Raw genomic sequence first — 26,951 nt, forward strand, 5'->3', positions numbered from 1 at the left:
GGATCGGAGCGTGTCTTTCCAATACCACACCATGACACCGACTCGCGAGGGAGCAAGGAGCCTTCATGGACGGCTTTCTGATGGAGCGTGCATCGCGAGGGCAGCGGGCATTTGCCGGCTGTCTGGCGATCGCTATCCTCGCGGCCTTGATACTCGCGGCACCGCAAGCCACGGCTTTGCTGCCCGCGGTAGCGCCGTTCCTGCCCATGTGCGGGCTGACGGTGTTCACGACGGCCACCATTGTGGCGTACTTGCTCTGCGGACAGTTCCAGGTGGCACGTCTGCCAGTCTTCGGCTTGCTGGCGGGCGCTTATGCCTTTACGGCACTCACCGTCGCCATGCAGTTGCTCACCTATCCAGGGCTCTTTGCGCCGGGCGGACTCTTCGGCGCAAGGCCGACGACCTCCGGGTGGATCTGGGTTTTCTGGCACGCAGGCTTCCCCACGCTCGTCCTGATCGCCATGATCTCGCGACGCGTGTTTGCTCCCCAATCCATCACACAGTTGCCCTCACCGGGTAAAGGCATCGGCCTCTATATCGGCATTCCGCTCACCGTCGGCGTCCTGCTCTGTCTGACGGCATTGACCGTACCCCTTCCTCCCGCGTTATCGCCAGTCACGTCCCCCGGCGAGTTTTCCAGCGGTGGCGTCGGTATCGTGCTGCTGGTGCTGAACCTTGTTGCGCTGGGGGCAGTGCTGGGCATCGGTAGGCTGCGAACGGTACTCGACCTCTGGGTGGCGCTTGCCGTGCTCGCCTGCGTAACGGATACAGTGCTCAGCTTGATGAGTACGGTTCGGTTCTCGCTGGGTTGGTATCTCGCGCGCTTTTTCAGCATGTCGGCACCGGGATTGCTGGTCTGCGTACTGGTGTGGGAAGTCACACGGCTGTACCGCGAACTCACCCGGGCGCACCTGCGCCTCATCGAATACAGCAATCGCGACGCGCTGACCGGCATCTACAACCGCCGGTATTTCAACGACCGATTCCCCAGCGATTACGAGCAGGCGCGCCGCGCGGGGCGTCCGCTTTCGCTGCTGATGGTCGACGTCGACCATTTCAAGCGCTACAACGACGCCTACGGCCACCCGGTGGGCGACGAGTGTCTTGAGCAGGTCGCGCTCGCGCTGATGCGCGCGACGCATCGGCCGGCCGATCTCGTCGCGCGTTACGGCGGCGAAGAGTTCGTCGTCGTGTTGCCCGACACGGACGAGCGTGGCGCGCTGTTCGTGGCGACGCGGGTCACGGAGAGCGTCCGTGCATTGGCGAAGCCCGGCCCGGGGCCGAAAGGATGCGTTACCGTCAGTGTCGGATGCGCAACCCACGTACCCCAGCAGGGGATTGCCGTGGACACGCCCGATCGGTTGATTGCGTTCGCGGACGAAGCACTCTACGCAGCCAAGCGTCTTGGTCGCGATCGAATTCAGGTTGCGCAGGGATTGCCGTCAGATAGCGGTGACGATGCCGGCTCGGCTACCGATGTGCCGCGCGCCAATCTGAGCGCGTGAGTGACTGGGAGAGTGGGTGTCTGCCTTGATCGGGACAGACACCGAAGCGAGCCGCGTCAGACGCGCTCGTAAGTGACGAACGAATAATCGAAATCGTTCGGCGCAGGGGAGTGATGTGTTTCGCGTGCCGTCTCACGCCATTGGGCGGCGGGGAGGTCGGGGAAGTGCGCATCGCCCTCGAACGCTTTGGCGATCTCCGTCACGACGACCTTGTCTGCGCTGGCCAGCGATTCGGCATACAACTGCGCGCCGCCGATCAGGCAAATTTCCTCCACCCCGACGCACAGTCGCATGGCATCCACCAGCGAGCCCGCGACTTCACAGCCGTCGATTTTCAGGTCGGGATTGCGGGAGACCACAATGTTGCGACGTCCGGGCAGGGGACGGCCGATCGAGTCGAACGTCTTGCGTCCCATGACGATGGGCTTGCCCAGCGTGGTGCGCTTGAAGTGGGCGAGGTCTTCCGGCAGACGCCACGGCAATTGATTGTCACGCCCGATCACGCCATTCTCGGCGCGGGCGACCACAAGTGTCAGTATCGTCATACGGCCACCGGTGCCTTGATGTGCGGATGCGCTTCGTACCCGGTGATATGGAAGTCCTCGAACTTGTAATCGAAGATCGAGTCGGGCTTGCGCGCGATCTCCAGCTTCGGTAACGGGAAAGGCTCACGCGCGAGCTGCGTCTGCACCTGTTCGAGGTGATTGTTGTACAGATGGCAGTCGCCACCGGTCCAGATGAAGTCGCCCACACCCAGCCCCGTTTGCTGCGCCACCATGTGCGTCAACAGTGCGTAGCTGGCGATGTTGAACGGCACTCCGAGGAAGATGTCCGCACTACGCTGATAGAGCTGGCAGGACAATTTGCCGTCGGCAACGTAGAACTGGAAGAACGCATGGCACGGGGGCAGCGCCATACGCGGAATCTCGCCGACGTTCCATGCGGACACGATCAGGCGGCGCGAGTCCGGTGTCGAGCGGATCTGGTCCACGATCTGCGTGATCTGATCGATGTGACCGCCATCGGGTGTCGGCCATGAGCGCCATTGCGCGCCATAGACAGGGCCGAGTTCACCTTCGGCATCCGCCCATTCGTTCCAGATGGAGACGCCGTTTTCCTGCAAATAGCGCACGTTGGTGCTGCCCTGCAGGAACCACAGCAGTTCGTGCACGATCGACTTGATATGCACTTTTTTCGTGGTGACGAGCGGGAACCCTTCCTGCAGGTCGAAGCGCATCTGATAGCCGAACACCGAGCGCGTGCCCGTGCCCGTGCGGTCGGTCTTGTCTGTGCCATGTTCAAGTACATGGCGCATGAAGTCTAGGTACTGTTTCATAGGCCCATCCGTTTTGCCGGATTTTACCAGCCTCTGAGTGACGTTGTACTTGCCGGCCGTCAGACGGCGGCCTGAGCGGCCGCGAATGCCACCGGATGCTGCACCGTCAAGCGCAGTCCGACACGGTCGCCGGGCTCATGCGCCAGTTCGCCGTCGACGCGCGCGACCACTTCGATGCCGGACGCTAGACGCAGCGTATACAACTGATCGGCCCCACGAAATGCACGGCGTACGAGTGTGGCTTCGAACGGACTGGCGGGGTCGTGGGCAATGTCGTCTGCGCGAAGCAGGACGTCGACATTCACGGGATAAGTGTCACGGGCGGCGCTTCGGATCAGCTTGTCGGCGAGCGTGGGCGAGACGGAAATTTCCCCGATTTCCAGTGAGATGCCCCCGCCATCGGCGTTGCCCCGGAAGGTGCCGGGAATGAGCGCGCCGCGCCCGATAAAGTCCGCAACGACGCGATTCGCCGGGGACCGCCAGAGCTCACGCGCGGCGGACCATTGCGTGATGGCACCCGCATGCATGACGCCAATGCGGTCGGCCATTGCGAAGGCTTCGTGCTGATCGTGCGTGACGAGAATTGCCGTCGCGCCGCTGGCACGAATGATCTCCCGAACCTCCACGGCCAGGCGCTCGCGCAGGTCGAGATCGAGGTTCGAGAAGGGCTCGTCGAGCAGGAGCAGTGCAGGCGCGGGGGCCAACGCGCGGGCAAGCGCCACGCGTTGCTGCTGTCCTCCCGAGAGTTCATGCGGATACTTCTTCAGCGCGCCGGCCAGACCGACCCGCTCGGCCAGCATCTCGACTCGGGTCTGACGCTCGCCCCGCGCCATGCGGCTAATGCCGAAGCCGATGTTTTGCGCAACGTTCAGGTGCGGAAACAACGCGTAGTCCTGGAACACCACGCCGACGTGACGCCGTTCTGGTGGCTCGCTCAGTTGCGCGTTGGCGACTTCGTGGCCGTCAAGCACGATCCGCCCCCCGGCCAGCGGCTCGAAACCGCACACCGCGCGCAGCACCGTCGTCTTACCGCATCCCGACGGACCCAGCAGGCAGCCGATCTCACCGCGAGCCAAGGACAGTGACAGATCGCGGACGGCGATATGCGTCTGGCCGGTGGTGTCGTAACTGACGGAGATGTGGTCGAGCAGCAAATAGGGCAGTGGCATTGGCGTCGGAACGAACGTAGGTCGGGACTGGGTCGCGGGGGAGGAAAGGTGAGCGAACGGTGGCTTTGCGCAAAGCGCGGGCACTTTCCGTGCGTGGCCGCGTCAGAGTCGCAGTTGCGAATGCGTATAATTTACAACGTAATGACAACGCTTTAGACCGGAGAATACCTCGCGGTTCCCTCAGGCAATACGTACTTTGCGCACTTTAATGGTGCGCTTTTAGTACGCTGAGGCTGGCGGACGATGGCCGAAGACGTAGATTCGGTTTCCATCGTCCACGCATTCACCGCCACATTCACCACTTTTCCCGACCCCGATCCCGACCGTTCCCGATGTCATCGACGCCCCAGTCACGCGCCGCTTCCGATTCTGTGTCACCCGATGCGTTTTCCGACCGGTTCTCCGGAGATTCGCAGGCATTCGCCACGCCGGTCGCCAACGCCGCCGTCGCACCCGCGCAGACGCCGTCGTCCGGCAGATCAGTGCATGCCGGCGGACGTAGACGCGGCTGGCGCTCTGCCGGTGTCTTCAGTTGGCGGCTCATGGCATGGATTCCCGCCCTGATCGTGCTTGTGCCGATGTTCGGCATCGTGGCAGCGTTAGGGGCGGGCGATGCCGACACGCGCGCTGTGCTTGCCCACATGCTCGACACGGTGCTGCCCGAATACGCACTCAACTCCCTACGCATCTCGCTGGCCGTGAGCGGCGGGGTGCTGGCGATGGGTGTCGGTACCGCATGGCTGGTCGTTCACTACGCATTTCCCGGCCGTCGTGTGCTGGAGTGGGCGTTGATTCTGCCGCTGGCCATGCCCGCGTATGTCACTGCCTACGCGTACACCGATTTCCTTCAGTTCGCCGGACCGGTGCAAAGTGCGCTTCGTCGCATGCTGGCCGTTGATCGCGTGACGTGGTTTCCCGAGATTCGTTCGTGGTATGGCGCAGCATGGGTCTTCGCGGGGGCGTTCTATCCGTACGTCTATCTCTTGGCACGTACGGCATTTGCGGAACATAGCCAGCGCTTCTTTGAGGCAGCACGTACGCTGGGATGCACGCCGTTGCAAGCGTTCTTTCGCGTGGCGCTGCCGCTCGCGCGTCCGGCGTTGGTGGCGGGCATCGCCCTTGTGCTCATGGAGACGCTGGCCGATTACGGCGCAGTGGTCTACTTCGGGGTGCCGACGTTTACGACGGGCATCTACCGCGCCTGGCTGTCGATGGGCGACCGCGTCGCGGCGGCCCAACTGTCGGCATGCCTGCTGTTTGCAGTTCTGATCTTGCTGACGGCCGAAGCGCGCAGCCGTACGCGATTACGGTATTACGGGGCCCCGGGGCGTGCGCCGACGACGTCACGCCGAACGACACTGCACGGGTGGCGAGGCGTACTGGCTACCGCAGGTTGCGCCCTGCCGTTGATTGTGGGCTTTGTGCTGCCGGCGATTATCATGCTGCGCCTGGCTGTCTCGGAACTGGATCAGGTGCCTTGGCCACGCTATGGCGAGTGGGTCTACAACACGGTGCGGTTGGCGGCGATGGCGGCGGCGGTCGCGTGCGTGTTTGCCATCGTGCTGGGGTACGCCCAGCGACTTGCGCCCGGACGTATCACACGTATTGCCGTACGCCTCGTAGGCGTGGGCTACGCGATTCCCGGGGCGGTTATCGCGCTGGGCATTCTCACCCCCGTGTTGCATCTCGACACATGGATGGGTACGGTGCTCGGGGCAAACGGTCTGGTGTTGGCCGGTACGAGCGGCGTTTTGATCTACGCTTACCTCGTACGATTTCTGCCAGCGGCACTGCAAAGCGTCGATGCCGGATTTGCCCGTATCGCGCCCAATCTCGACGCGAGTGCGCGCAGTCTCGGCGTGGGCGGCTGGTCGATGCTGCGTCGCGTGCATCTGCCGCTGTTGCGAGGCAGCGTACTGACGGCTGCTCTGCTGGTGTTCGTCGACGTCATGAAAGAACTGCCGGCCACGCTCGCGTTGCGTCCGTTCAACATGGATACGCTCGCCGTGGTCACGAGCCACCTCGCCGCCGACGAACGGCTCGCCGAAGCCGCCGTCCCGGCCCTGACGCTGGTGCTGGTGGGACTGCTGCCGGTGCTGGTGCTGGCCCGGGCGATTACGCGTCGCACTTGACGGTCAACCGGTCTGCCGGTTTCTTCACGCAAAATGCTGTGCGTCGAAAACAGGTGCGGAACGATCGTCCGCCCGGCATTTTTATCAAATCTAGAGACGTTTCACAGTTGCCGCCCCGATAGCGCCGCACTATAGTCAAATCATTCCGGCAACCAAGCCGGGATGATTGAGCGTCAACAAAAATGATTGCGATCGTCATTTGCAAATGTTGGCTGTTCATGGCCTTGGCGTTGGCACCGCCGCCCGAGGTGGCACCGCTCAATACGGCTGACGGCGGCTGGAGCGCCGTATTGCTGACCGGAGCGATGCGCTAGGCGGTTGTCCTGGGAGGGACCGACGCGAGGACATTTCACCGGACGCAAGACGTCCGATGGTGGCGTGCAACCTTTTGGTCCGGTGTCGGTTTTGTGTCATTGACTTCACACACCGTTGCATGCCCGAACCCCATCCCCCCAGAGACTTTGCGCACGCTTTCGAACGCTTCGGCATGCGCCTTGACGGCGTCGACGGCATGCGTTGACGTAGGTAGACGTCGATTGGCGGGCGTTGGTCGCCGGATAAGTGTTGTTTTCCGGTGTCGTCAGGGGCGGCCCCGAGTGGCATTTTTGTCACCCGGGCCGCAAAATCGCTGGCAATGCAGTGCCTTCGGGAGACCGGCATGGCGCTATGGCGGATCGATCTTGTCTCGTTACGGCTGTTTGTCGCTGTCTGTGAAGAGAGCAGCATTGCCCGTGCAGCCGAGCGTGAGTTCATTGCGCCCTCGGCCGTCAGCAAACGGATCAACGATCTCGAATCGCTGGTCGGATCGGCGCTCCTCCAACGGCATAAGTGGGGGGTGCGGGCGACGCCGGCGGGCGAGGCGTTGCTGCATCACGCACGCAACGTGCTTCGAAGTCTTGAGAAGATGCAGGGTGACCTGTCCGAGTACACAAGTGGCGTACGTGGCCACATCCGCATCTTCGCCAACGTTTCCTCGATTGTCGAAACATTACCCGACGAACTCGGCGCATTTTTGCGTCGCCACGAAGGAGTGAAGGTCGACCTCGAAGAACACACGAGCGCGCAAGTGGTGCGGGGTGTGGCGGACGGTGCGACCGACATCGGTATCTGCTGGGACGCGGTCGATACGCGCGACGTCGAAGTCTTCCCCTATCGCCACGATCAGATCATCACTGTGCTTCACCGGGATCATCCGCTCGCCTGCGCCGAGCAGCTCGCGTTCATCGAAACCCTCGACTTCGATCAGATCGGTGTGCATCCGGACAGCGCGATGTACACCGTCTTCCGACGTCTCGCCGCCGAGCAGGGCAAGACGGTCAAATTCCGAATCCACGTCTCGACGTTTGAAGCGGTGTGCCGCATGGTGCGGGCCCAGCTTGGCCTGGCGATCGCGCCGCGCGAGGCCGTCGGCATCTACTCGCAGGTACCGGACGGAGAGGCTTTGCGCATTGTGCCGCTGACAGATCCCTGGGCCGAGCGGCGGTTGGTCGTGTGCGTGCGTCGATACGATGCGTTGCCCGTGGCGTCGCGCATGCTGGTCGACCACTTGTGCGCACGTAACGTAACGGGAACATCGGGAACAGTGGGGGGAGCGGAGATAGCGGACGATTGCGGGGGCGCAGAGGGAACGGAGCGCGCCTGAACCGTTGCACGACGAGGACGCTTCCGATGGTCGGGGCAAACCCTCATGGGATCGCATCAAAGGGGGCGTTGACACGACAAACATCGTGAACCGCGATGTCTGGCATGCCGAAACACCTCTTGCCGTCGCCTCTAGGCCGACGGATGCTCTGGGGGCCGATAGCGATTCCGGCCGACGAGCCGGGGCGCGCCGTATCTCGCATCGTGCGAGAGGAGACACGCGATGACACATGCCGAAGCGCGCCGTGTGCGCGAAGCCGTGGGACGTCTGATTCTTGTTCTCACGCTGATGGCGCTGGGCCTCATAGCACTCAGCCTGAGTGCAGGGGCTTCCGCTGCACCGGCTCAACCCCTCGAAAAACCGAAGATCACCATCGCCGTGGGCGGGAAGCCCGGCCTTTACTATTTGCCCCTGACGATTGCCGAACAACTGGGCTACTTCAAGGATGAAGGCCTCGATGTCACGATCGACGACTTCGCCGGGGGTTCCAAAGCGCTTCAGGCGGTCGTTGGCGGAAGCGCCGATGTCGGCACGGGCGCGTTCGAACACACGCTGCTCATGCAGACCAAAGGGCTGACTTACCAGGCGTTCGTCGTGCTGGGCGCTGCGCCGCAATTGGTCCTTGGCGTAGTGAAGACCAAGGCGGGCGAAGTGAAGTCCGTGAAGGACCTGAAAGGGATGCGTGTCGGCGTCAGCGCACCGGGGTCGAGTACGCATATGCTGGTGAGCGTGGCCCTGACCAAAGCGGGCCTCAAACCGACCGACGTCTCGATCGTTGGCGTGGGCAGCAACGCAACGGTGATCGCGGCGGCCCGTAACGGGCAGATCGATGCCGTTTCCAACGTAGACCCAATGATGACGTTGCTGCAGGAGTCGGGCGACGTAAAGGTGCTCATCGACACGCGTACGCAGGCTGGCACCCGCGAAATGTTCGGTGGTCCGATGCCTGCGGCGGTGATGTACGCACCGCAGAGCTTCATCCAAAAGAACCCACGTACGGTGCAGGCACTGGCCAACGCGATCGTACGTGCGGACAAATGGCTGCAACACGCAACGGCAGCGCAATTGCTCAAGACGGTGCCGGAGCCTTATCTCCTCGGTGACAAGACGCTCTATCTGAAGGCGTTCGCGAACTGTCGCGAAGCTTTTTCCCCGGACGGCATGATGCCCGCCGATGGTCCGGCGACTGCGTTGAAAGCGCTGGCGTCGTTCACACCGGAGGTCAAGCCGGCCCAGATCCGGTTAGGCGACACCTGGACCAACACGTTTGCCACGCAGGCGAATCGCCAATATCCCTGAGTGCTATCCCGCTATTCGACGAACGTGCGTTTGGACGAAATGACTTCACTTATTCCTTGCTGCCGCACGCTGCGTCGGCACGTAACTTGCGATCGAAATGGGTGAACCCATGCGGGAACATTCGAGGAGCGATCTCATGCAAGCCACCGTGCGACTGAACGGCCGGGTGCTGTGGTTGAGCGCCAGCGCAGAAGCCATGACCCGTCAACTGACGGGCGAAACACTGACGCGAGCCGAAGCCGGCACGCTGCGCGATCAGATTTCCACTGACGAAATGACGCCGGCGCGCGCCTGTCTGGCGTTTGACGAATCGCTTGGCGATTACCTCTACGTAGGGTTGCGGTGCCATGACGATTCGAGCGATGCGGCCGGTGTGTTTCCCGTCACGCAGAAGGCGGTGCGCGAAGGCGGTTTTTCGTTGTCCGTGTCAGGGCTGCGCCGTGGCAAGGGGTCGTCGCGCGAAGCCAGCCCGTTCGCAGAACGGTGCGCCGGTATCCGCATCGTGATCGCCGAGAGCTTCGAGCGCATTTACGCACAGAACTGTCAGAACCTCGGTTTGCTGATGTCGACCGACGTCACGTTGGCAGAACGTTTGCAGGACGGCGAAGCCATCCCCATCGAAGCTTTTCTCGAAGATTGCGATCCACTGGCCGAGGCCATCGTGCGTAGCGGTGGGCTATTCGGCTATACGCAGCGAAGGTTGTCCGGGGACATCGTACCGCCGCAGCCTGTGCATGCACCTGGCGCGATGACTTACGGAGAAAAGATCATTGCGCGAGCGCTGGGCGTACCGCGCGTACGGGCAGGAGATGCGGTGTTCGTCCCCGCAGATTGGCGGTTCTCGCATGAATACGTGACACCGATGGCGGTGAGTTTTCTGCGTCACGCCTACGGTGACGGGATACCTGCGCTTCGCGACGCCGCTTCGGTGCTGTGCTTTGAGGATCATCTGACGCATCTCGACGCCGTCTCCGCCGATGGCAGCCGTCCCCCGCAAATCGTGGACGCCGCACGCCGTCTTGGTACCGTCCAGCGTGAGTTTTGCGCCCAGCATGGGCTGCGACTGCATGGACGCGCCGCAGGCGGCGGTTCGGAGGGCATCTGCCATGCGTTGATGCTTGAGCGCTACGCGCTACCGGGGCAGGTGATTGTCGGCACCGATTCTCACACACCGCACTGTGGTGCCATCGGTGCGTTCGCATTCGGTGTCGGCGCGACTGAAATGGCTAATGCGTGGCTCACCGGGGACGCGCGCCTCGCCGTGCCCGGTACGTGCCTTGTCCACCTGCGAGGGCGCTTGCCGACAGGCGTCGGCGCGAAAGATCTGGCCTTGCACCTGCTTCATCTGCCCTATATCCGCGACGGACGCGCGATCGGACAGATCATCGAATTCGCCGGCGCAGCCGTTGCGCATCTGTCCACCGACGAGCGCGCGACGCTCACCAACATGGTGGCCGAAATTGGCGGGCTCACCGGACTCGTGGTGCCTGACGCAGAGACTGTCCGCTACCTGCGTGAGCGGCGCGGCATCGAGGTCACGCTCGACGCCTGGATGGCAGGTGATCCGCAAGCATCGTATGCCCATGTCATCGAGATCGATTGCGCTTCGCTCGGCGCAATGGTGGCGAGTCCCGGAGATCCGGGCAACGGCGTTGCGCTGGCGGATTTGTCTACAGAGGTGGTCATCGACATCGCCTACGGCGGGTCGTGCACCGGCAGCAAGCGCGACGACTTGCGGGCCTGTCATGACGTGCTTGCGTGGGGACTGTCGCAAGGGCATCGCGTCGCGGACGGCGTGCGCTTCTACCTGCAATACGGCAGCGAAGACGTGCGCGTATGGTGCGAAGCGCAGGGGTACGCGGACGTTTTCAAAGCAGCGGGTGTGACGATGCTCTCGCCCGGCTGCGGTGCGTGTGTCAATGCTGGACCGGGCGTTTCCAAAACGTCCGACGAGGTGGTCATCAGTGCCCAGAATCGCAATTTCCCCGGACGTTCGGGACCCGGGCAGATGTGGCTCGGCAGCCCGGCCACCGTGGCGGCGAGCGCTTTGGCGGGATATATCGTGGGCTTCGATCAATTACAACGCGACGGATTTGCGTCTCATCCGGTCTCTCATCCCGCTGCGCATTCTGCGACGGGCCGAGGTACCGGTGCGGCACCACACGCGGGCAGGGGAGGGTAGCCGATGCCGGATGTCACCTCTGCGGCACCGATGCCGTTACAAGGCATTCGTGTCGTGGAATTCTCACACATGGTCATGGGGCCGGCGTGCGGCATGGTGCTGGGCGACCTCGGGGCCGATGTCATCAAAGTGGAGCCGATCGGTGGCGACGCCACGCGTCATTTGCTGGGGACCGGCGCGGGATTTTTCCGCGCCTTCAACCGCAACAAGCGGAGTCTGGTCGTGGACGTTACGCGGCCCGAAGGGCGAGAGCTGATACTGCGGCTCGTCAGTACGTCGGATGTGGTGACGGAGAATTTCAAGCCCGGGCGGATGCGGCAAATCGGACTGGATTACGCCACGTTGTCGCGGCTGAATCCGGCGCTGGTCTATGTCTCGCTGAAGGGGTTTCTGCCCGGGCCTTACGCTACGCGCACTGCGTTGGACGAGGTCGTACAGATGATGGCGGGGCTGGCGTACATGACAGGACCGCCGGGCCAACCGTTGCGTGCGGGGACATCGGTCAACGACATCATGGGCGGCGTGTTCGGTGCGCTGGCTGCGTTGGCCGCACTCTACGAGAGAAAGACCACGGGACGCGGGCAGGAAGTGCAGGGTGCGCTCTTCGAGAATTGCGTACTGCTTGCGGCGCAGCATATGCAACAGTACGCAGTGACCGGTGTGGCACCCGACCCCATGCCAGCGCGCGTGTCCGCGTGGGGTATTTACGACGTCTTCGCTGCGCGTGACGGCGTGCAGATATTCCTCGCTGTCGTCAGCGATACGCAGTGGCGCATTTTCTGCGATGTGTTCGGCCGTCACGATCTGGCGGACGACCCGCGACTGTCCACGAACAATGACCGCGTGAGAGCGCGCGACTGGTTGCTCCCGATGCTGCGCGAAATGATGCAGGGGTTCGATGCTAGCTATCTTGCGGCGGCGTTCGAGCGTCATGGTTTGCCTTTCGCGCCGATCGTGGAGCCCGCCGCGCTGTTCGACGACCCGCATTTGCTTGCCAGCGGCGGCCTGGGCGATCTGACGACAGAAACGGGTGAGCAAACGCAAGTGCCGTTGCTGCCGATCACGATGTCGGGACAACGGTTGCCCGCACGCCGTGCGTTGCCGGCGGCGGGCGAACACACAAGCGAAATTCTGAGAGATCTGGGGTATCTCGATAGCCAGATCGAACGCCTGTTGAACGAGGGGGTGGTGGCGGGACCGGAGGACGGATCGACGCCGGACGATGCATCCGGCGCGGGCGATGCCGCCGGTCCCGTTTTTTGGAAGGACAGCGCAAATCAACGCTGAACGCGCTGAAATAGGAGCTTTCCGAGAGAAGTCGGCGTGTTGTCTGGTTGCGGCCGAAGGGTGGTGCGCGGTACGGTATGGACGTCTACCGCCAATACGCCACACGGACTGTCATGACCGAACCGCTCGACACCGCTCATTCTCGCGAATCGTCTGCATTGTCTTCGTCGTCGCCTGCATCATCTCCTCCCTCTGCGCTGTCATCGCAGTCCCAACTGCCCGATAAGCCGCTATCGGGCGTGACCGTGCTCGATCTCACGCGGCTGTTACCCGGTCCGCTCGCCGGGCTGCGTCTTGCGGAAATGGGGGCACACGTCATCAAGATCGAAGACAAGGGGGCGGGCGACTACGCCCGGGAAATGATGCTGGGCGAAGACGAATCGCCGCCAAGCGCTTTCTGGCGACTGCTCAATCGCGGCAAGACGGTCGAACGCCTCGATCTCAAAAGCGACGCGGATCGGAAGACCTTCCTCGACCACGTTGCGCTTGCCGATGTACTGCTTGAAGGGTTCCGCCCCGGTGTGATGGCGCGTCTGGGGTTTGGGCACGAGGCGCTGGCGCGTGTCCGTCCATCGCTGGTGATGGCGTCGATTTCCGGATACGGCCAGCAAGGGTTGATGGCGCAAGCGGCCGGGCACGACATCAATTACATCGGGTACGCGGGCGTACTCGACCAGCTTTGCGATGCGGGGGACGCCCCCATCGTCCCCAACTTTCAGATCGGCGACTTGTACGGCGGCGCTCAGGCTGCGGTGCAGGAAGTGCTTGCCGCGCTGGTTGCCGCGCAACGCACCGGGCGCGGGCGATGGCTGGACATTTCGATGACGCACGAGGTGTTCCGCTCGAACGTCGTGCCGGCGGTGGCGATGCATCGTCAGGGGCACGTGTCGCGTGCCGGAAAGGACCTTCTTAACGGTGGCGTGCCGTGCTATCAGGTCTATCGCACGAAGGACGGCCGGTACATGGCGGTCGGTGCGCTCGAACTGAAGTTCTGGGAATTGCTGTGCGACGTGCTTGGCCGCAGTGACTGGAAGACGCGGCACTGGTCGCTCGGACAGGTGGTCGGCGGAGACGATGCGCTCGCATTGCGCGCTGAGCTGATGGTGGTGTTTGCGGGCGCGACGCAAGCCGACTGGGTCGCGCGTTTCGCCGAAGCCGATTGCTGCGTGACGCCGGTACTCCGGTTGGAGGAGGCGATGAAGCATCCGCTGTTTGCGCAGCTGCGTGAGGCGCTGCTGCCATGACATCGATTGTCGCCAGGTGGATGGCTAGACGGTTGCAGGCACGTTACCGAATGTCACAATTTTTCCACGTCGGGAGACGCGAAGTCCGCAGGCCCATCGCGTAGAGTCGTTGCTGATCGATAACGACATGCCCATGACCCGACGGATCGACTTACCCCAATCACCGACGCAGACTCACCCGCTCGTGCAACGACGGCTTGCGCCGGTTGCCGTTCTCTGTGCCGTGTCGACGATCGCGATTCTGACTGGATGTGTGTCGTACCAGGACGCGCCTGCGGATCACGGAAAGGTCCGCTCGACCTCGATGACGACGGCCGATCTGGCGCAAACGGATATCAATCGCATGGCGACGCTGGGCATGCGAGCGAATCTGGAGGGCCTGTACCTTCTGGCCGACAAGCTCTACAAACGCAACCCCCGCGAATGGCGCAAGAGCGGTGCCGCTACGCAATCCGAAGCCATGGCGCAACTACGTGGCGCGATTGAGGGGCGTCGCACACTGGCGGATCTGAGAGACTTACGCGATGTCCGGGCCTTGTCGCTGTCGCTTGATCCGACATTCACCGGTGACCGTGTGGCGGCGTTCGTCTTCAGTCTCTCGGACACGATCATCACGGCACATGGCGGCACGACGGTGTTCTATCTGAGCGACGGGCTCGATGCGCAGCGTATCTACAATGCAGCGCGCAACGTGGAGATTGCGGCGTGGCTTTTGGGGAGCCGCCGCGACATGGCAGGCAAGCCGCTGCTGTTGGCCAATGAAATGGCCGATGTGCGCAACGTGAGCTTCGAACGGGAGTTCGGCAAGATCATCGGGCGGCTCGACCTGTTGGCTGAGATGCTGGACGAGAAATACCGGCGCGCGGGGATCGGTTACGTACAGAACTTGCTGGGGGCGCAGTTCCTGCAATTTTTGCCGGTGCGTTGATGTATGGTGACCTGCGTCGAGCCGGGTTGGCGTAACAGGGCGGCGCAGGAGGGCGGGAGAGTCCGATGCCCGGATGCGGTGGTGTTACGGATAGAGCGCGAAAATTGCGCAAATGCTGTATATTTGCACAGTGTTTTCGCCTGCCACCATGACCGCCTCTCAGCGCAAGATCATCCATTGCGACGCCGACTGTTTCTACGCCTCCGTCGAGATGCGGGACGACCCGTCGTTGCGTGGAATACCGCTAGCCGTTGGCGGCCAGCCGGATCAGCGCGGTGTGGTGGCAACCTGCAATTACGAAGCACGCGCCTTTGGGGTGCGTTCGGCCATGCCGTCCGCGCAGGCCGTCAAATTGTGTCCCGACTTGCGCATCATCCCGCCGTCGATGCATCGGTATCAGGAAGCGTCGAAGCGGATCATGGCGATCTATCGCGATTACACGGATCTGGTCGAGCCGTTGTCGCTGGACGAGGCCTATCTCGACGTTACCGACAGTCAGCACTGCGGTGGTTCGGCCACGTTGATTGCGCGCGAGATCCGTGCGCGTATCGCCGATGAAGTCGGGTTGACCGTGTCGGCCGGCGTCGCTCCCAACAAATTCATCGCCAAAATCGCCAGCGACTGGCGTAAGCCTGACGGCATGTTCGTCGTGAAGCCTGCCGAGGTGGACGCGTTCGTCGCCGTACTGCCAGTCGAGCGCCTGTTTGGCGTGGGCAAGGTGACGGCGGAAAAGTTGCGGGCGCTGGGCGTCGATTCCTGCGGTGATCTGCGCAGCCATTCGCTGGCCGATCTGACCGAGCGTTTCGGCGTGTTCGGGCAGAAGCTGTTCGAGCGCTGTCGCGGGATCGACATGCGGGAGGTCAGCCCGGATCGCGAGCGAAAATCGATCAGCGTCGAGACGACGTACACGCGCGACCTGCGCACACTGGCAGAGTGCGAAGTGGCGCTGGCACCGTTGCTTGATCAGTTGTCCGAGCGAATCGGACGTGCACGTCGCAGCGAGCCATTGGCGATTGCGAAGGTCTTCGTCAAGATTCGTTTTGCCGATTTCTCGCGCACGACTGCCGAGGCAGGCGCATTGGGTGTCGATCCGGCGCAATGCCGGGAGCTGCTGGCGGAAGCTGTGGGGCGTAAGCGGCGTCCGGTGCGGTTAATGGGCGTTGGGGTACGTTTGCTCGAAGCGCAGGCGGCACGTCAGTTGCGCCTGTTTGACGACTGGGACGAGAGCGCGTCCCTCACGCCGTCTGCATCGGGTGATAATGCATCAACGGAAACTTAGCGGAAACTTAGATCGCGTAGACGAGCGAGGTGAGGGATGGCGGAGATCATCGAAGTCACGTTGCGGCTCACGGCGGCATTGATTCTCGGCGGACTGGTCGGGCTCAATCGCAATTTGCACCACAAGTCGGTGGGCTTGCGAACGCTCGCCATTGTGTCGTTCGGCTCCGCGTTGTTCGTGCTGGCGGTCGTGCCGTTTCCGGGCACTGCGTTGCCTTATGACGGCTCGTCCGTGAGCCGGGTGGTGCAGGGTATTGTGGCGGGGATCGGGTTCCTTGGGGCCGGGTGCATCATCCGGCCGAGTCGCGGTTCCTCCGTGCACGGCTTTACCACGGCGGCGGCACTGTGGAGCACCACAGGCATTGGCATTATCTGTGGGCTGGGCCGCTGGCATATCGCCCTTGTCGCGATGGTGTTGCTCCTTATCGTGCTGGCAATCGGCGGGCGTATCGAATCGCTCGCGCACCGCTGGCTGGGGCACGACGAACCGGCGAAGGACTCGCAGAACGAGGACGCGTCGGCGCGGCATGGGCACGACGGCAAGTGACATCCACGCGGTTGGTGCAGAAGACACACATCGTTGCCTCCTCGCCCTCGACGTCATGGGCAAATTCCTGCGGATACCGAAGAAAAATGCCCGCCGAAGCGGGCAAATGACGTTGTCGCAGTACCCCCAAAAGGACGTAAGAGGGCGATTTCATTTTGGTCACCGGACCATCTTTCGCCAATCGGGGCTTGCCCGATTAGGGAAAGCACGTTCGGGTGACTACGTAATCAACGCGCCCCTCGTGCCGCTTTTCTCGTCCGAGTGTTTGAAGCGTGAAGCCCCGCGCGTTGCCTCATTGAAGCGCGCGCAACTCCGTCGCTCGGGCGCGCGCCACCCGCAACCCGTCTGTCTGTAAGGAGAGTGTCGCGGCATCCGCTTGCTGTGCGGCATCCGCAGGCGTCGTGTACGTCACGATGGCCGCCTGACGTTCGCGATGGAATCGCTGGGTAATCGGCGCGCATTCGGTGGCGGCTTCGTCGGCCAGTCGAATCGGGTCGGGTACGAGGTTCACGTAGCGCGCGACGTGGCCATACAGACAGGTGCGGTACTGATCCGCAGCCGCGTCTGCGGCGGCCAGATGGCGCTCGCGCAACGTGGCCGGATCGACGGCCGCGGGGCGTTGTGCAGACGCGGTGTTCGTGTGCGCATGAGGGCCCGACGGGGCGGCGCAAGCGGCGAGCACCGCGACAGCGGCAAGGGAACACAGCACCGGGGCTGCGCGGCGGGGAAAGGCCAAAATCGGAAACTTCCGAGTCATGAGGTAATCGAGGCCGATGGCGTAAAGTCCACGATCTCGCTATGGTACGGGATTTGACGGATCCGGCGCGTCCCTGCTGCGCCAATCAGACATGAGCGAATTTCAAAAAGGGCTGGTATGGCTGCGGCGCGATCTGCGCTGCACCGACAACGCGACGCTGGCACAGGCGCTTGCGACCTGCGGCGAAGTGTCCGTCGTGTTCGTCTTCGATACGACGATTCTCGGCGGATTACCGCGAGACGACCGTCGCGTCGCATTCATCCACGACAGCGTCAGCGAATTGGCGCAGACGTTGGCGAGCATGGGGGGCGGGTTGATCGTTCGGCATGGCGACCCGACCAAGGAGATTCCCGCGCTGGCGAAGTCGCTCGGGGTACAGGCTGTTTTTGCCGGGCGGGATTACGAGCCGGACGCCGTCAGACGGGATCGATCGGTCGCCCGCTCGCTGGAAGCCCTGGACATTGCCTTCGAGGCGGTCAAGGACCAGGTGATTTTCGACACGAGCGAGATTCTGACGGCGCAGGGAGAGCCTTACAGTGTTTTCACCCCCTACTCGCGTGCCTGGTTGAAGCAGGTGCGTCCGGTCGATCTTGCCCCGCACGGTCGGAAGACGGATTCCCAGCGGCTCGCGAAGCCGTCCCATGGACCCGGGGAGGTGCCGTCGCTGGCATCGCTGGGCTTCGAAGTACCCGACACACGCCGTATGGCCATTGCTGCGGGCGAGTCGGGCGCAAGGCAGTTGCTGGACGATTTCCTGCCGCGCATGGCGCACTATCACGAACGGCGCGATTACCCTGCGGTCCGTGGTCCGAGCTATCTGTCCGTGCATCTGCGCTTCGGTACGGTGTCGATCCGCACGTTGGCCCGGGAGGCGCACGCCGCGATGCTCAAGGGCGGGGACGCGGGCAACGGCGCGAAAACATGGCTAAGCGAGCTGATCTGGCGCGAGTTCTATTTCATGATCCTGCATCATCACCCGGAGGTCGTCGGTCACGCGTTCAAGCCGGCTTACGATGCCATCGAGTGGGCCACGGGCGATGCAGCCGATGCCGATTTCAAGGCGTGGTGCGAGGGGCGCACGGGCTATCCACTGGTGGACGCGGCCATGCGTCAGATCAACCAGACCGGCTATATGCACAACAGACTGCGCATGGTGACGGCCAGCTTTTTGGTCAAGGACCTTGGCATCGACTGGCGCCGCGGCGAGGCGTATTTCGCGCGTCACCTGAACGATTTCGATTTGTCCGCGAACAATGGCGGATGGCAATGGGCCGCTTCCACCGGGTGCGACGCCCAGCCGTACTTCCGCATCTTCAATCCGATCACCCAGTCCGAGAAGTTCGACCCCGAAGGGCGCTTTATCCGGAAGTACGTGCCCGAACTGGCGAACCTGTCCGACAAGGCCATCCACGCACCCTGGCGTACCGATGCCCAGACGCTGGCCGACGCCAACGTGGCGCTCGGACGCGACTACCCGCAACCGGTGGTGGCCCACGACGTGGCCCGTAAGGAGACGCTGGCGAGATATGCGGTCGTCAAGACGCCGACGGTCTCGTCCCGGCCGGCAGGCAGTGACGATGAGGATTAAGTCCCCGGTTCACCCCGATACGTGTATACCCCGGTCAACTTTTTCGATTGTCGGCCGTTTATACGGTTATGGCACGCAAGAGGCCTGGGCTTCGGTATCGGTTCGCAACGTCGGGGGGCGTTAGTGGGCGTCAGGGAGGAAGCAGTAAAACAATAGCGATGTGCTCAAAATGCTCTGAAATGAGCAAGGGCAGGCCAAAACCACACGGGGAAGCTTGGAGAAAATCCTTCGCCGCACAGACGGTAGCTTCGAACCACGGGGTTCGCGTTGAGCGAGTGCCCGGAACGTCAGCGTTCCGGGTATTTTTTTATGCGTCGTCAGCGCGTCGGTCCGGCCGCGCCCTAGCCGTCACCGCCAGCACGATCCACACGGCCAGATTGAACGGCAACGTGAAGTACGGCCATCCGCGCGGGGTTAGCCAACCGCCCAGAATCACGCAAATCACCGCCGCGAGTGCGGCACCGGTGAGCCGCATTGTGGGGCGGCGTGCAAAAACGCCAAGACCCAGGGCGGCGAGGAAGGCATTGATGCCGACACCGCCCGCCTGCGCTGCCAATGACGGCCAACTAGAAGCCACAACGACGAAAATCCCCCAGACCACCCCCCCGGACGCGAGCGCCCACACGGTCGCACGGGCATTCCAGAGCGCCAGCAAGTACCACGTCAGCAGGCCCAGCACCAGCGGTGCAACGAAGACGACCTGTCCCACGGAGCAGAACACGAAGCCCGGCGAGCCCACATCGCAAGCGTTTGAACCGATGCGTGGCACGAGTTCGAGCCACGGCAGCATGGCCCATGTGAGTGCCATGACCCCGACGAACGGTCCCGTCAGGGTGGGAAGTCCGCGTCGGACAAGGGCGGCCGTTGCCATGACCGTCAGGGCGACACAGACCGCCATCCACGCGGCGAACATCGCGTCCAGCTGCCACAGGGCACCAAAGGCAATCCCCGTCAGCGCGCCGTTGTAGCCGAACAGGCCTGTGTGACGTTGCGCATGCGGCAAGCGCATCGCGATGGCGACACCCGATGCGGCGACGCTGGCAACCAGTCCGGTCACGGCAGCCGCCAGATCGGAGAGGGCCAGCACGGCCAGCAGCAACGCACCGATGCCTGCCGACGGAATGAAGTAGATTTGCGCGAAGTTGGCCATCGTTCCGCGTATTTCGCCGATCAGCCAATGATGTTGAACGGTGGGCGAAGGCGTGCTCATTGAAGCAGGCGATGCCGGAACGGACGAATGACGGGGCAGGGACATGATGGTGGCGATGGATCGGGCGAGGCGGATAACCAGCGCGCAATCGAACACTGCGACCGCTACCTGTCGCGACATTGCGAATGGAGCGAGCGAATGCAGCGAGCGAACAAAGCGCGACGCTGAGCCTTGGGCGCGAGATTACGCCGAACCCCGATAGCCGTGAGCGTTGCCTCGTTATAGTCGGTATTGCGGATTCCGACGGCCCGAGAGACGCCTTGGCCCGTTGCCCGCCAAAATGCAAAAGCCCGCGCTTGAGGGCGCGGGCTTTTGTGGATGACGGCTGAGCGGCTTTACTTGCCGCCGCCCTTGGCTGGCTTCACTGCCCAGCTGTCCTTGAGCGAGACAATACGGTTGAACACCGGTTTGCCCGGGGCCGAATCGTGACGATCCGCCACGAAATAGCCGTGACGCTCGAACTGCACGCGATCGTCCGGCGCAAAGTTCAGCATGCCCGGTTCGACATAGGCCTGCGTCACACGCTTGGCGTTCGGGTTGAGGGCATCGAGGAAGTTCTTTTCGCCGGCGTCCGGGTTCGGATCGAGGAACAGACGGTCGTAGATGCGCACTTCCGCCGCCAGCGCGTGCGATGCACTGACCCAGTGAATGTTGCCCTTGACCTTGTAGTTGTCTGCGCCGGGCGTGCCCGAACGGCTGTCTTCGAAGTAGTTGCAATGCACGGCCGTGACGTTGCCGTCTGCATCCGTATCGAAGCCCGTGCATTCCACGACATAACCGTAGCGCAAGCGCACCTTGTTCCCCGGGAACAGACGGAAGAAGCCCTTAACCGGCTCGGCCTGGAAGTCCTCGCGCTCGATCCACAGCTCGCGCGAGATGGGGAACGTGCGCATGCCGCGCTCCGGAAAGTGCGGGTGCACCGGGGCGTGGCAGTCTTCCTGCTGGCCTTCCGGATAGTTGTCGATGATGAGCTTGAGCGGATCGAGCACGGCCGTGGCACGCGGTGCCTTCGGGTCGAGGTCGTCGCGCAGGGCTTGCTCGAGAATGCTCATGTCGATCCACGACGCCGATTTGGCCACGCCAATGCGGTCGCAGAACAATTGCAGGCTCTCGGGCGTGAAGCCCCGGCGGCGCAGGCCAACAAGCGTGGGCATACGCGGATCGTCCCAGCCGTCGACGTACTTCTCGTCGACCAGCTGACGCAGTTTGCGCTTGCTCGTGATCGCGTACGTCAGTTGCAGACGGGCGAATTCGATCTGCTGCGGCGTCGGGCGCGAGAACATGCCCGCCTCGGCCAGCTCGCCGAGCACCCAGTCGTAGAACGGACGCTGATCTTCGAACTCCAGCGTGCACAGGCTGTGCGTGATGTTCTCGATGGCGTCTTCGAGCGGGTGAGCGTAGGTGTACATCGGGTAGATGCACCATGCGTCGCCCGTGCGGTGGTGATGCGCGTGACGGATACGGTAGATGGCGGGGTCGCGCAGGTTGATGTTCGGCGATGCCATGTCGATCTTCGCGCGCAGCACGTGCGTGCCGTCGGCGAATTCGCCCGCGCGCATGCGACGGAACAGGTCGAGGTTTTCCTCGACCGAGCGATTGCGGAACGGCGAATCCTTACCCGGCTCCACGAGCGTGCCGCGGTTGGCGCGCATGTCGTCGGCGCTTTGGCTGTCGACGTAGGCCTTTCCGCGCTGGATCAGGATCTCGGCCGCCTGATAAAGCTGCTCGAAGTAGTCGCTGGCGAAATAGAGGTGTTCCTTCTGCGGCGTCTGATAGCTGAAACCGAGCCACTTGACCATATCGATGATCGAGTCGACGTATTCGGTTTCTTCCTTCTCGGGATTGGTGTCGTCAAAGCGCAGGTGGCACACGCCACCGTAATCACGCGCCATGCCGAAGTTCACGCAGATCGCCTTGGCGTGACCGATGTGCAGATAGCCGTTGGGCTCCGGCGGGAAGCGCGTTTCGACGCGCTGGCCCCATTTGCCCGAGCGGTTGTCTTCGTCAATGATGTTGCGGATGAAATTGGATGCCGCGTTCAGCTCTGTGCTCATGCCTGTCCAGTGTTCGGAGTTTGGCGAATATTCTACCGTACCGCATTGCACCACGGGCGAGCGTCTGATCGGGCGTCGACGCGGCATCACACCGTAATGCCGGTCGTCCAGGTTCGGATTCGATGGATTCGGGGCCGCGCAGGCCCGAATCACGGCATCAGGTCATCAGGTCGTTTGCACCGTGGTGCGCTGGATCGGCCAACTGGCGTATGACAGGAGCCACAGGGAGACGACGTTCACGACCGGAATGAACGCCAGCACCGTGAACCAGGGGGAGAAGCCGAGCCGGGTGAGAATTCGCCATACAGGGAAGCCGATGAGCACGATGCTGACGAGCAGAGCAAGAAAGCCTGACGAGTTAGCCATGAGATGTCTCCCGAAGCGCCCCACCCATTGCAGGGCGTACCGGCAGTATAGGCAGACGGGCAGGCGGCTTTGCCCGGCTTCCCAACGGTTCCCGGATTGTGTCCTATCCTGAAAACACTGCCGGTCGCGCCGGTGGGACCCATCTCGCTAATCTCGCTATGGGGCCCCCTCATGGGAGGACGTCATGGAACTGCATCTCAGCTCGCATCGCTATACCCACCGCTCGCCCGACTGGGCGGCGGCCGCCGTCGCCGGCTTTGTCGCCTGCGCTTTCTTTTCCGCTGTCGAAATGCTCATGGTGCTGCTCGTCTCGGGGCAGAGCCCGTGGGTGCCGCCCCGCATGGTGGCCGCCATCGTGCTCGGCCCTGGCATCCTCTCGCAGCCCGCAACGTTCGACGTGTCGATCGTCGCCATGGCGCTGATGGTGCATGCGGCCATCGGTGTCGTGCTCGGCGTGGTTCTCGGGGCCATCATTGCGCCGTTCCGACTGGATTCGGATGTGGTCACGGTGTCGATTGCAGGTGGCGTCTTCGGGCTGGTCGTGTACGTCGTCAATTTCTATGTGATGACGCAGATGTTTCCGTGGTTCACCGAGTCGCGTGGCTGGACGATGCTGGCGGGGCACATCATCTTCGGTGCGTTCGCGGGGTACATGTACTGGGTGTTACGCCAGATGGAGGAGCGGGCTGAGACCGCCTGAAGCCTTATTATTGCCCCGCAAACCCTTTAGGGACAGGGCAGCGGCCAGACCGACGGCGGTCCGCGCGTCGTGCCGTCGTCCGGTCGATATGTCGAGTGAACGCACTTTTGAGCGCGTAACAGATTTTTCTGTTATGATGCGTCAACTGCATTCGTGCGTCCGTCATCTTCGGATGTGCGCAAGGCAGTCTTCCGTGGCATGAAGCGCCCGGCAGGTGTTCCACCCGCCCGGCATCATCGGCCTACGTGTGGCACGAAAATCACTACAGATGTGTCGCACGATGTGCCGACACATGTCACCTCGAACGCTTAGACGTTCACGCCGCCGTTACGACAAAACGGCTGGCCGTCGATCCCCGAAACAGGAAGTCGCACAGAACACCCGAATTGCGCCTTGCGTGCGCATGACGGAACGCACCCGGTCCTTTGCCGTGTGCGACGTTCAGCAGCGCCATCTGTCGTATGTCAGTCATGCTTATGTCGCATTACCGTCATATTGGGCAGATAGGCTGCGTGCACTTCACGGAAACATTTGTGCGAAATTGCACTCTCATCACCGTAAGCCGATTCGAGAGGGATAGTTATTAGTCAAATTTTTTGCAGTAAAGAAGGATACAAAATGAAAACATCGCAATACCAAGAATTCCAGTACAGCGTCCATGCAGTCGAGCGAGACAACGCCCGTTGGGACGCGTTCTACGAGATTCACCGCCCGACACAGCGCGGCATGGAAAAAGTGGGCGCCTATCAGGTTCAGAGCGCCTACGGTTTTGCCACGCAAGGTAACGCCCTCGACGACGCCGAACGCAATGCTCGCGCGGATATCGAACAGGGCATCGTCTACTACCAATAAGGTCGACGGCCGCTTTCGCATTACCTCGTCCAGAATTTTCCCGAGCTTTCCCGATTCTTCCCCCATATCTGATGTGCGAGATGCTGGCATCGTCGCTTTGCGACGGTGCTATAGTCCGGCCTTTCGCACTGCAATGGCTGGAGAGTCGGTAATGGAATGGATGTGCAAGTCGTTCGATGAACTGGGCAGCGCGCTGCTTTACCGAATCCTCGCCGCACGCAGCGCGGTATTCGTCGTCGAGCAGCAGTGCCCGTATCAGGATATCGACGGTCGCGATCCGTATAGCCTGCATCTGGTCGCGCAAGTGCGCGACAGCGCGAACCCGGCAAGCGACCTGCGAATTGCAGCGTATGTGCGACTCCTGCCGCCGGGGTTGGCCTACGACGAAGCGTCGATCGGACGTGTGATTACCGCCGCTTCGCACCGTGGCACCGGTCTCGGTCGAGAGCTGCTGGCGCGGGCAGTGGCGATTGCCGAAGCGCAATGGCCGACCGCTGCGGTGCGCATCGGCGCGCAGGCGCATCTTGAGGCGTTTTATGGCGGGTTCGGTTTCGTCAAGGCGAGTGAGCCGTATGACGAAGACGGCATCATGCATATTGAAATGGTGCGCCCCGCAGTGCAGCCGCAGTAGTGGCCGAAAGCGTGTTTGCGGATCGCGCAATCGCACGCTGATCGCCGCAGCAAAATGCAATATCGGCCGGGCCATCGCGCCCGGCACTACAATACCTCCCATCGTAGTTCACGCGTTTCCCGACACATGGCCTTGTATTCCATCACCGGCGCCCAATTGGCGTTCGGTCACCTGGCATTGCTCGACAATGCCGATTTTTCGCTCGAAGCCGGTGAGCGCGTCGGGCTTATCGGACGCAATGGCGCCGGCAAGTCCTCGCTGCTCAAGATCGTGGCGGGCCTCACCGCGCCGGACGATGGCCTGGTGGCCCGTCAGGCCGGTTTGCACACCGTCTACGTGCAGCAGGAGCCCGAGTTCGATCCCGAGCAGTCCGTATTCGATGCGGTGGCGCTCGGCCTCGGCGAGTCGCACGTGTTGCTCTCCGAATACGACCGCACCGCAGAAGCGTTGTCGGTGGCACCGGAAGGCGCAGAACACGACGCGCTGCTCGCCCGTCTGAACACCTTGCAATCGTCGCTGGATGCCGCCGATGCGTGGCAGTTGAAGACCCGCGTTGAGACGACGATCGCGCAACTCGGACTCGACGGCCACGCGCGCGTAGGCGCGCTGTCCGGCGGGATGCAAAAGCGCGTCTCGCTTGCGCAGGCATGGGTGGCTAAACCGGAAGTGTTGCTGCTCGACGAGCCGACCAACCACCTCGATTTCGACGCGATCCGCTGGCTCGAAGAATTGCTCGTCGGCTATCGCGGTGCGCTGCTGTTCATCACCCACGATCGCAGCTTCCTCGACCGGGTGGCCACGCGCATCGTCGAACTCGATCGCGGACGTCTGCTCTCCTATCCCGGCAACTTCACGCAGTATCAGGAGCGCAAGGCCGAACAGCTTGAAATCGAACGAGTGGAAAATGCGAAGTTCGACAAGCTGCTCGCGCAGGAAGAAGTGTGGATTCGCAAGGGCGTCGAGGCTCGCCGCACGCGCAGCGTGTCGCGTATCGAGCGGCTGAAGACGATGCGCAATGAGCGCGCCGAACGTCGCGAGCAGCAGGGCAATGTGCGCATGGACGTGGCACAGGCCGAGAAGTCCGGCAAGATCGTGGCTGAACTCACCAACGTCACGAAGGCGTACGGTGGACGCACCATCGTGCGTGATTTCTCGGCGACGCTCATGCGTGGCGACAAGGTCGGCCTGGTCGGTCCGAACGGCGTAGGCAAGACGACGATGCTCAAGCTGATCCTCGGCGAAATCACGCCGGACAGCGGGCAGATTCGCGTCGGCACCAACCTCCAGGTCGCGTACTTCGACCAGATGCGCGCGCAGCTCGATCCCGAACGCAGTCTGCTCGATACCATTAGCCCCGGCAGCGACTGGATCGAAATCAATGGCGCGCGCAAGCACGTCATGAGCTATCTCGGCGACTTCCTCTTCTCGCCCGAGCGCGCCCGCTCTCCGGTGAAGTCGCTTTCGGGCGGTGAGCGAAATCGCCTGTTGCTGGCGCGTCTGTTCGCACGTCCGGCCAATGTGCTGGTGCTCGACGAACCGACCAACGACCTCGACATCCCGACACTCGAACTGCTCGAAGAACTGCTGGAGGAATACTCCGGCACCGTGTTCCTCGTGAGCCACGACCGAACGTTCCTCGACAATGTGGTGACGTCGGTGATCGCGGCCGAAGGCGATGGCAATTGGCGCGAATACGTGGGCGGCTTCACCGACTGGCAAGTGCAGAGCGAACGCTCGGCGGCGCTGGCTGCGCAGCGGGCGCCTGTGGACGAAGCGCCCAGGGAAGCCGCAGCAGCGCCCAAGCGTGGCACGAACCGCACCGTCAAGCTCAGCTACAAGGAGCAGCGTGAACTGGACGGATTGCCGGAGCGCATTGCCTCGCTTGAAAACGAGCAGAAGGATGCCGCAGCGAAGATCGAAGACGGTTCGATCTTTGTGAAAGATCCGGCTGCGGGTGCGGCGCTGTCCGAACGTTTCGAAGCCATTGAACTGGAGTTGCTCGAAGCGCTCGAACGCTGGGAAGTGCTTGAAGCCAAGCAGCGCGGCGAAAACACGTGAGCACGCTCACGTCGTAACAACGTAGTTGGCGGCCGGTTTTCCGGCCGCGTTTCATTGGGCCAATGGTCCATGTCATTCGAGCGCAGTGCGAGTGACAGTACAATAGGCCGCGATTCATCGGGCGCGATGGGCCCGCCGTCTGTCGGCAGGCATCGTGCGCACCCGAAGTGCCATTCGAAGTGCCCA

The 26,951-nt window shown here is 62.6% G+C and carries 23 protein-coding genes; 15 read left to right on the forward strand and 8 right to left on the reverse strand.

Going from position 1 to position 26,951, the window contains the following annotated elements:
* Positions 1-65: 65 nt before the first annotated feature.
* Positions 66-1,505 (forward strand): sensor domain-containing diguanylate cyclase, encoded by a 1,440-nt coding sequence (locus PAQ31011_RS15470; RefSeq protein WP_150576674.1) that lies wholly within the window; start codon positions 66-68, stop codon positions 1,503-1,505.
* A gap of 56 nt (positions 1,506-1,561) precedes the next feature.
* On the opposite strand, the gene PAQ31011_RS15475 is transcribed toward PAQ31011_RS15470, so the two are convergent.
* The 3 genes from PAQ31011_RS15475 to PAQ31011_RS15485 are packed head-to-tail and all read right to left on the reverse strand — an operon-like array spanning position 1,562 to position 4,010.
* Complete coding sequence (locus tag PAQ31011_RS15475) at positions 1,562-2,050, reverse strand: dihydrofolate reductase (protein WP_039399412.1); 489 nt, start codon at positions 2,048-2,050, stop codon at positions 1,562-1,564.
* Positions 2,047-2,841 (reverse strand): thymidylate synthase, encoded by a 795-nt coding sequence (locus tag PAQ31011_RS15480; protein ID WP_150576675.1) that lies wholly within the window; start codon positions 2,839-2,841, stop codon positions 2,047-2,049. Before PAQ31011_RS15480 ends, PAQ31011_RS15475 begins: the two co-directional genes overlap by 4 nt.
* A 59-nt stretch (positions 2,842-2,900) precedes the next feature.
* Positions 2,901-4,010: an ABC transporter ATP-binding protein gene (locus PAQ31011_RS15485; protein ID WP_150576676.1), complete on the reverse strand. Its 1,110-nt coding sequence runs from the start codon at positions 4,008-4,010 to the stop codon at positions 2,901-2,903.
* Positions 4,011-4,342: 332 nt separating this feature from the next.
* On the opposite strand from PAQ31011_RS15485, the gene PAQ31011_RS15490 reads away from it, so the two are divergent.
* From PAQ31011_RS15490 to PAQ31011_RS15530, 9 genes are all read left to right on the forward strand, one after another.
* Positions 4,343-6,142 (forward strand): ABC transporter permease, encoded by a 1,800-nt coding sequence (locus tag PAQ31011_RS15490; RefSeq protein WP_174990144.1) that lies wholly within the window; start codon positions 4,343-4,345, stop codon positions 6,140-6,142.
* A 658-nt stretch (positions 6,143-6,800) separates the two neighbouring features.
* Entirely contained in the window at positions 6,801-7,784 is a 984-nt protein-coding gene (locus PAQ31011_RS15495; protein WP_246179603.1) for a LysR substrate-binding domain-containing protein, read from the forward strand.
* 222 nt (positions 7,785-8,006) lie between these two features.
* Complete coding sequence (locus PAQ31011_RS15500; protein ID WP_150576677.1) at positions 8,007-9,083, forward strand: ABC transporter substrate-binding protein; 1,077 nt, start codon at positions 8,007-8,009, stop codon at positions 9,081-9,083.
* A 136-nt stretch (positions 9,084-9,219) separates the two neighbouring features.
* Positions 9,220-11,265, forward strand: coding sequence for an aconitase family protein (locus PAQ31011_RS15505; RefSeq protein ID WP_150576678.1), 2,046 nt, complete (start codon positions 9,220-9,222; stop codon positions 11,263-11,265).
* 3 nt (positions 11,266-11,268) lie between these two features.
* Positions 11,269-12,552, forward strand: a complete 1,284-nt coding sequence (locus tag PAQ31011_RS15510) for a CaiB/BaiF CoA transferase family protein (RefSeq protein ID WP_150576679.1) — start codon at positions 11,269-11,271, stop codon at positions 12,550-12,552.
* 113 nt (positions 12,553-12,665) lie between these two features.
* A complete protein-coding gene (locus PAQ31011_RS15515) occupies positions 12,666-13,796 on the forward strand; it encodes a CaiB/BaiF CoA transferase family protein (protein ID WP_150576680.1) in 1,131 nt (376 codons plus the stop codon).
* A gap of 127 nt (positions 13,797-13,923) precedes the next feature.
* Positions 13,924-14,724: a hypothetical protein gene (locus PAQ31011_RS15520; protein WP_425495110.1), complete on the forward strand. Its 801-nt coding sequence runs from the start codon at positions 13,924-13,926 to the stop codon at positions 14,722-14,724.
* A gap of 148 nt (positions 14,725-14,872) precedes the next feature.
* Positions 14,873-16,003, forward strand: a complete 1,131-nt coding sequence (gene dinB, locus PAQ31011_RS15525) for a DNA polymerase IV (RefSeq protein ID WP_150576681.1) — start codon at positions 14,873-14,875, stop codon at positions 16,001-16,003.
* A gap of 36 nt (positions 16,004-16,039) precedes the next feature.
* On the forward strand, positions 16,040-16,549 hold the full coding sequence (locus tag PAQ31011_RS15530; protein WP_150576682.1) for an MgtC/SapB family protein: 510 nt from the start codon (positions 16,040-16,042) through the stop codon (positions 16,547-16,549).
* 292 nt (positions 16,550-16,841) lie between these two features.
* On the opposite strand, the gene PAQ31011_RS15535 is transcribed toward PAQ31011_RS15530, so the two are convergent.
* A complete protein-coding gene (locus PAQ31011_RS15535) occupies positions 16,842-17,306 on the reverse strand; it encodes a hypothetical protein (RefSeq protein ID WP_150576683.1) in 465 nt (154 codons plus the stop codon).
* A gap of 91 nt (positions 17,307-17,397) precedes the next feature.
* On the opposite strand from PAQ31011_RS15535, the gene PAQ31011_RS15540 reads away from it, so the two are divergent.
* Positions 17,398-18,894 (forward strand): cryptochrome/photolyase family protein, encoded by a 1,497-nt coding sequence (locus PAQ31011_RS15540; protein ID WP_150576684.1) that lies wholly within the window; start codon positions 17,398-17,400, stop codon positions 18,892-18,894.
* Between the two features lie 307 nt (positions 18,895-19,201).
* Here PAQ31011_RS15540 and PAQ31011_RS15545 read toward each other — a convergent pair whose 3' ends face one another.
* From PAQ31011_RS15545 to PAQ31011_RS15555, 3 genes are all read right to left on the reverse strand, one after another.
* Positions 19,202-20,224, reverse strand: a complete 1,023-nt coding sequence (locus PAQ31011_RS15545; RefSeq protein WP_150576685.1) for an urea transporter — start codon at positions 20,222-20,224, stop codon at positions 19,202-19,204.
* A gap of 215 nt (positions 20,225-20,439) precedes the next feature.
* Complete coding sequence (locus PAQ31011_RS15550) at positions 20,440-22,158, reverse strand: glutamine--tRNA ligase/YqeY domain fusion protein (protein ID WP_150576686.1); 1,719 nt, start codon at positions 22,156-22,158, stop codon at positions 20,440-20,442.
* Positions 22,159-22,323: 165 nt separating this feature from the next.
* Positions 22,324-22,524: a hypothetical protein gene (locus PAQ31011_RS15555; RefSeq protein ID WP_150576687.1), complete on the reverse strand. Its 201-nt coding sequence runs from the start codon at positions 22,522-22,524 to the stop codon at positions 22,324-22,326.
* A gap of 184 nt (positions 22,525-22,708) precedes the next feature.
* Between PAQ31011_RS15555 and PAQ31011_RS15560 the strand changes: the two genes are divergently transcribed.
* The gene (locus PAQ31011_RS15560; RefSeq protein ID WP_150576688.1) at positions 22,709-23,224 is read left to right on the forward strand and encodes a hypothetical protein; all 516 of its coding nucleotides are present in this window, start codon (positions 22,709-22,711) and stop codon (positions 23,222-23,224) included.
* Between the two features lie 316 nt (positions 23,225-23,540).
* On the opposite strand, the gene PAQ31011_RS26435 is transcribed toward PAQ31011_RS15560, so the two are convergent.
* Positions 23,541-23,696 (reverse strand): hypothetical protein, encoded by a 156-nt coding sequence (locus PAQ31011_RS26435; protein WP_174990146.1) that lies wholly within the window; start codon positions 23,694-23,696, stop codon positions 23,541-23,543.
* 146 nt (positions 23,697-23,842) lie between these two features.
* On the opposite strand from PAQ31011_RS26435, the gene PAQ31011_RS15565 reads away from it, so the two are divergent.
* From PAQ31011_RS15565 to PAQ31011_RS15575, 3 genes are all read left to right on the forward strand, one after another.
* Complete coding sequence (locus tag PAQ31011_RS15565) at positions 23,843-24,076, forward strand: hypothetical protein (RefSeq protein ID WP_046291456.1); 234 nt, start codon at positions 23,843-23,845, stop codon at positions 24,074-24,076.
* A 151-nt stretch (positions 24,077-24,227) separates the two neighbouring features.
* The gene (locus tag PAQ31011_RS15570; RefSeq protein WP_150576689.1) at positions 24,228-24,707 is read left to right on the forward strand and encodes a GNAT family N-acetyltransferase; all 480 of its coding nucleotides are present in this window, start codon (positions 24,228-24,230) and stop codon (positions 24,705-24,707) included.
* A gap of 126 nt (positions 24,708-24,833) precedes the next feature.
* Positions 24,834-26,765 (forward strand): ATP-binding cassette domain-containing protein, encoded by a 1,932-nt coding sequence (locus PAQ31011_RS15575; RefSeq protein WP_150576690.1) that lies wholly within the window; start codon positions 24,834-24,836, stop codon positions 26,763-26,765.
* The last annotated feature ends 186 nt before the right edge of the window (positions 26,766-26,951 follow it).

The sequence above is a fragment of the Pandoraea aquatica genome, from assembly GCF_902459565.1.
GTDB classification, from domain to species: Bacteria; Pseudomonadota; Gammaproteobacteria; order Burkholderiales; family Burkholderiaceae; genus Pandoraea; species Pandoraea aquatica.

Excerpts from the sequence above, each read along its gene's own strand:
- PAQ31011_RS15470 (WP_150576674.1), top strand. The coding sequence starts at position 66 with ATGGACGGCTTTCTGATGGAGCGTGCATCGCGAGGGCAGCGGGCATTT.
- PAQ31011_RS15475 (WP_039399412.1), bottom strand. The coding sequence starts at position 2,050 with ATGACGATACTGACACTTGTGGTCGCCCGCGCCGAGAATGGCGTGATC.
- PAQ31011_RS15480 (WP_150576675.1), bottom strand. The coding sequence starts at position 2,841 with ATGAAACAGTACCTAGACTTCATGCGCCATGTACTTGAACATGGCACA.
- PAQ31011_RS15485 (WP_150576676.1), bottom strand. The coding sequence starts at position 4,010 with ATGCCACTGCCCTATTTGCTGCTCGACCACATCTCCGTCAGTTACGAC.
- PAQ31011_RS15490 (WP_174990144.1), top strand. The coding sequence starts at position 4,343 with ATGTCATCGACGCCCCAGTCACGCGCCGCTTCCGATTCTGTGTCACCC.
- PAQ31011_RS15495 (WP_246179603.1), top strand. The coding sequence starts at position 6,801 with ATGGCGCTATGGCGGATCGATCTTGTCTCGTTACGGCTGTTTGTCGCT.
- PAQ31011_RS15500 (WP_150576677.1), top strand. The coding sequence starts at position 8,007 with ATGACACATGCCGAAGCGCGCCGTGTGCGCGAAGCCGTGGGACGTCTG.
- PAQ31011_RS15505 (WP_150576678.1), top strand. The coding sequence starts at position 9,220 with ATGCAAGCCACCGTGCGACTGAACGGCCGGGTGCTGTGGTTGAGCGCC.
- PAQ31011_RS15510 (WP_150576679.1), top strand. The coding sequence starts at position 11,269 with ATGCCGGATGTCACCTCTGCGGCACCGATGCCGTTACAAGGCATTCGT.
- PAQ31011_RS15515 (WP_150576680.1), top strand. The coding sequence starts at position 12,666 with ATGACCGAACCGCTCGACACCGCTCATTCTCGCGAATCGTCTGCATTG.
- PAQ31011_RS15520 (WP_425495110.1), top strand. The coding sequence starts at position 13,924 with ATGCCCATGACCCGACGGATCGACTTACCCCAATCACCGACGCAGACT.
- dinB (WP_150576681.1), top strand. The coding sequence starts at position 14,873 with ATGACCGCCTCTCAGCGCAAGATCATCCATTGCGACGCCGACTGTTTC.
- PAQ31011_RS15530 (WP_150576682.1), top strand. The coding sequence starts at position 16,040 with ATGGCGGAGATCATCGAAGTCACGTTGCGGCTCACGGCGGCATTGATT.
- PAQ31011_RS15535 (WP_150576683.1), bottom strand. The coding sequence starts at position 17,306 with ATGACTCGGAAGTTTCCGATTTTGGCCTTTCCCCGCCGCGCAGCCCCG.
- PAQ31011_RS15540 (WP_150576684.1), top strand. The coding sequence starts at position 17,398 with ATGAGCGAATTTCAAAAAGGGCTGGTATGGCTGCGGCGCGATCTGCGC.
- PAQ31011_RS15545 (WP_150576685.1), bottom strand. The coding sequence starts at position 20,224 with ATGTCGCGACAGGTAGCGGTCGCAGTGTTCGATTGCGCGCTGGTTATC.
- PAQ31011_RS15550 (WP_150576686.1), bottom strand. The coding sequence starts at position 22,158 with ATGAGCACAGAGCTGAACGCGGCATCCAATTTCATCCGCAACATCATT.
- PAQ31011_RS15555 (WP_150576687.1), bottom strand. The coding sequence starts at position 22,524 with ATGGCTAACTCGTCAGGCTTTCTTGCTCTGCTCGTCAGCATCGTGCTC.
- PAQ31011_RS15560 (WP_150576688.1), top strand. The coding sequence starts at position 22,709 with ATGGAACTGCATCTCAGCTCGCATCGCTATACCCACCGCTCGCCCGAC.
- PAQ31011_RS26435 (WP_174990146.1), bottom strand. The coding sequence starts at position 23,696 with ATGACTGACATACGACAGATGGCGCTGCTGAACGTCGCACACGGCAAA.
- PAQ31011_RS15565 (WP_046291456.1), top strand. The coding sequence starts at position 23,843 with ATGAAAACATCGCAATACCAAGAATTCCAGTACAGCGTCCATGCAGTC.
- PAQ31011_RS15570 (WP_150576689.1), top strand. The coding sequence starts at position 24,228 with ATGGAATGGATGTGCAAGTCGTTCGATGAACTGGGCAGCGCGCTGCTT.
- PAQ31011_RS15575 (WP_150576690.1), top strand. The coding sequence starts at position 24,834 with ATGGCCTTGTATTCCATCACCGGCGCCCAATTGGCGTTCGGTCACCTG.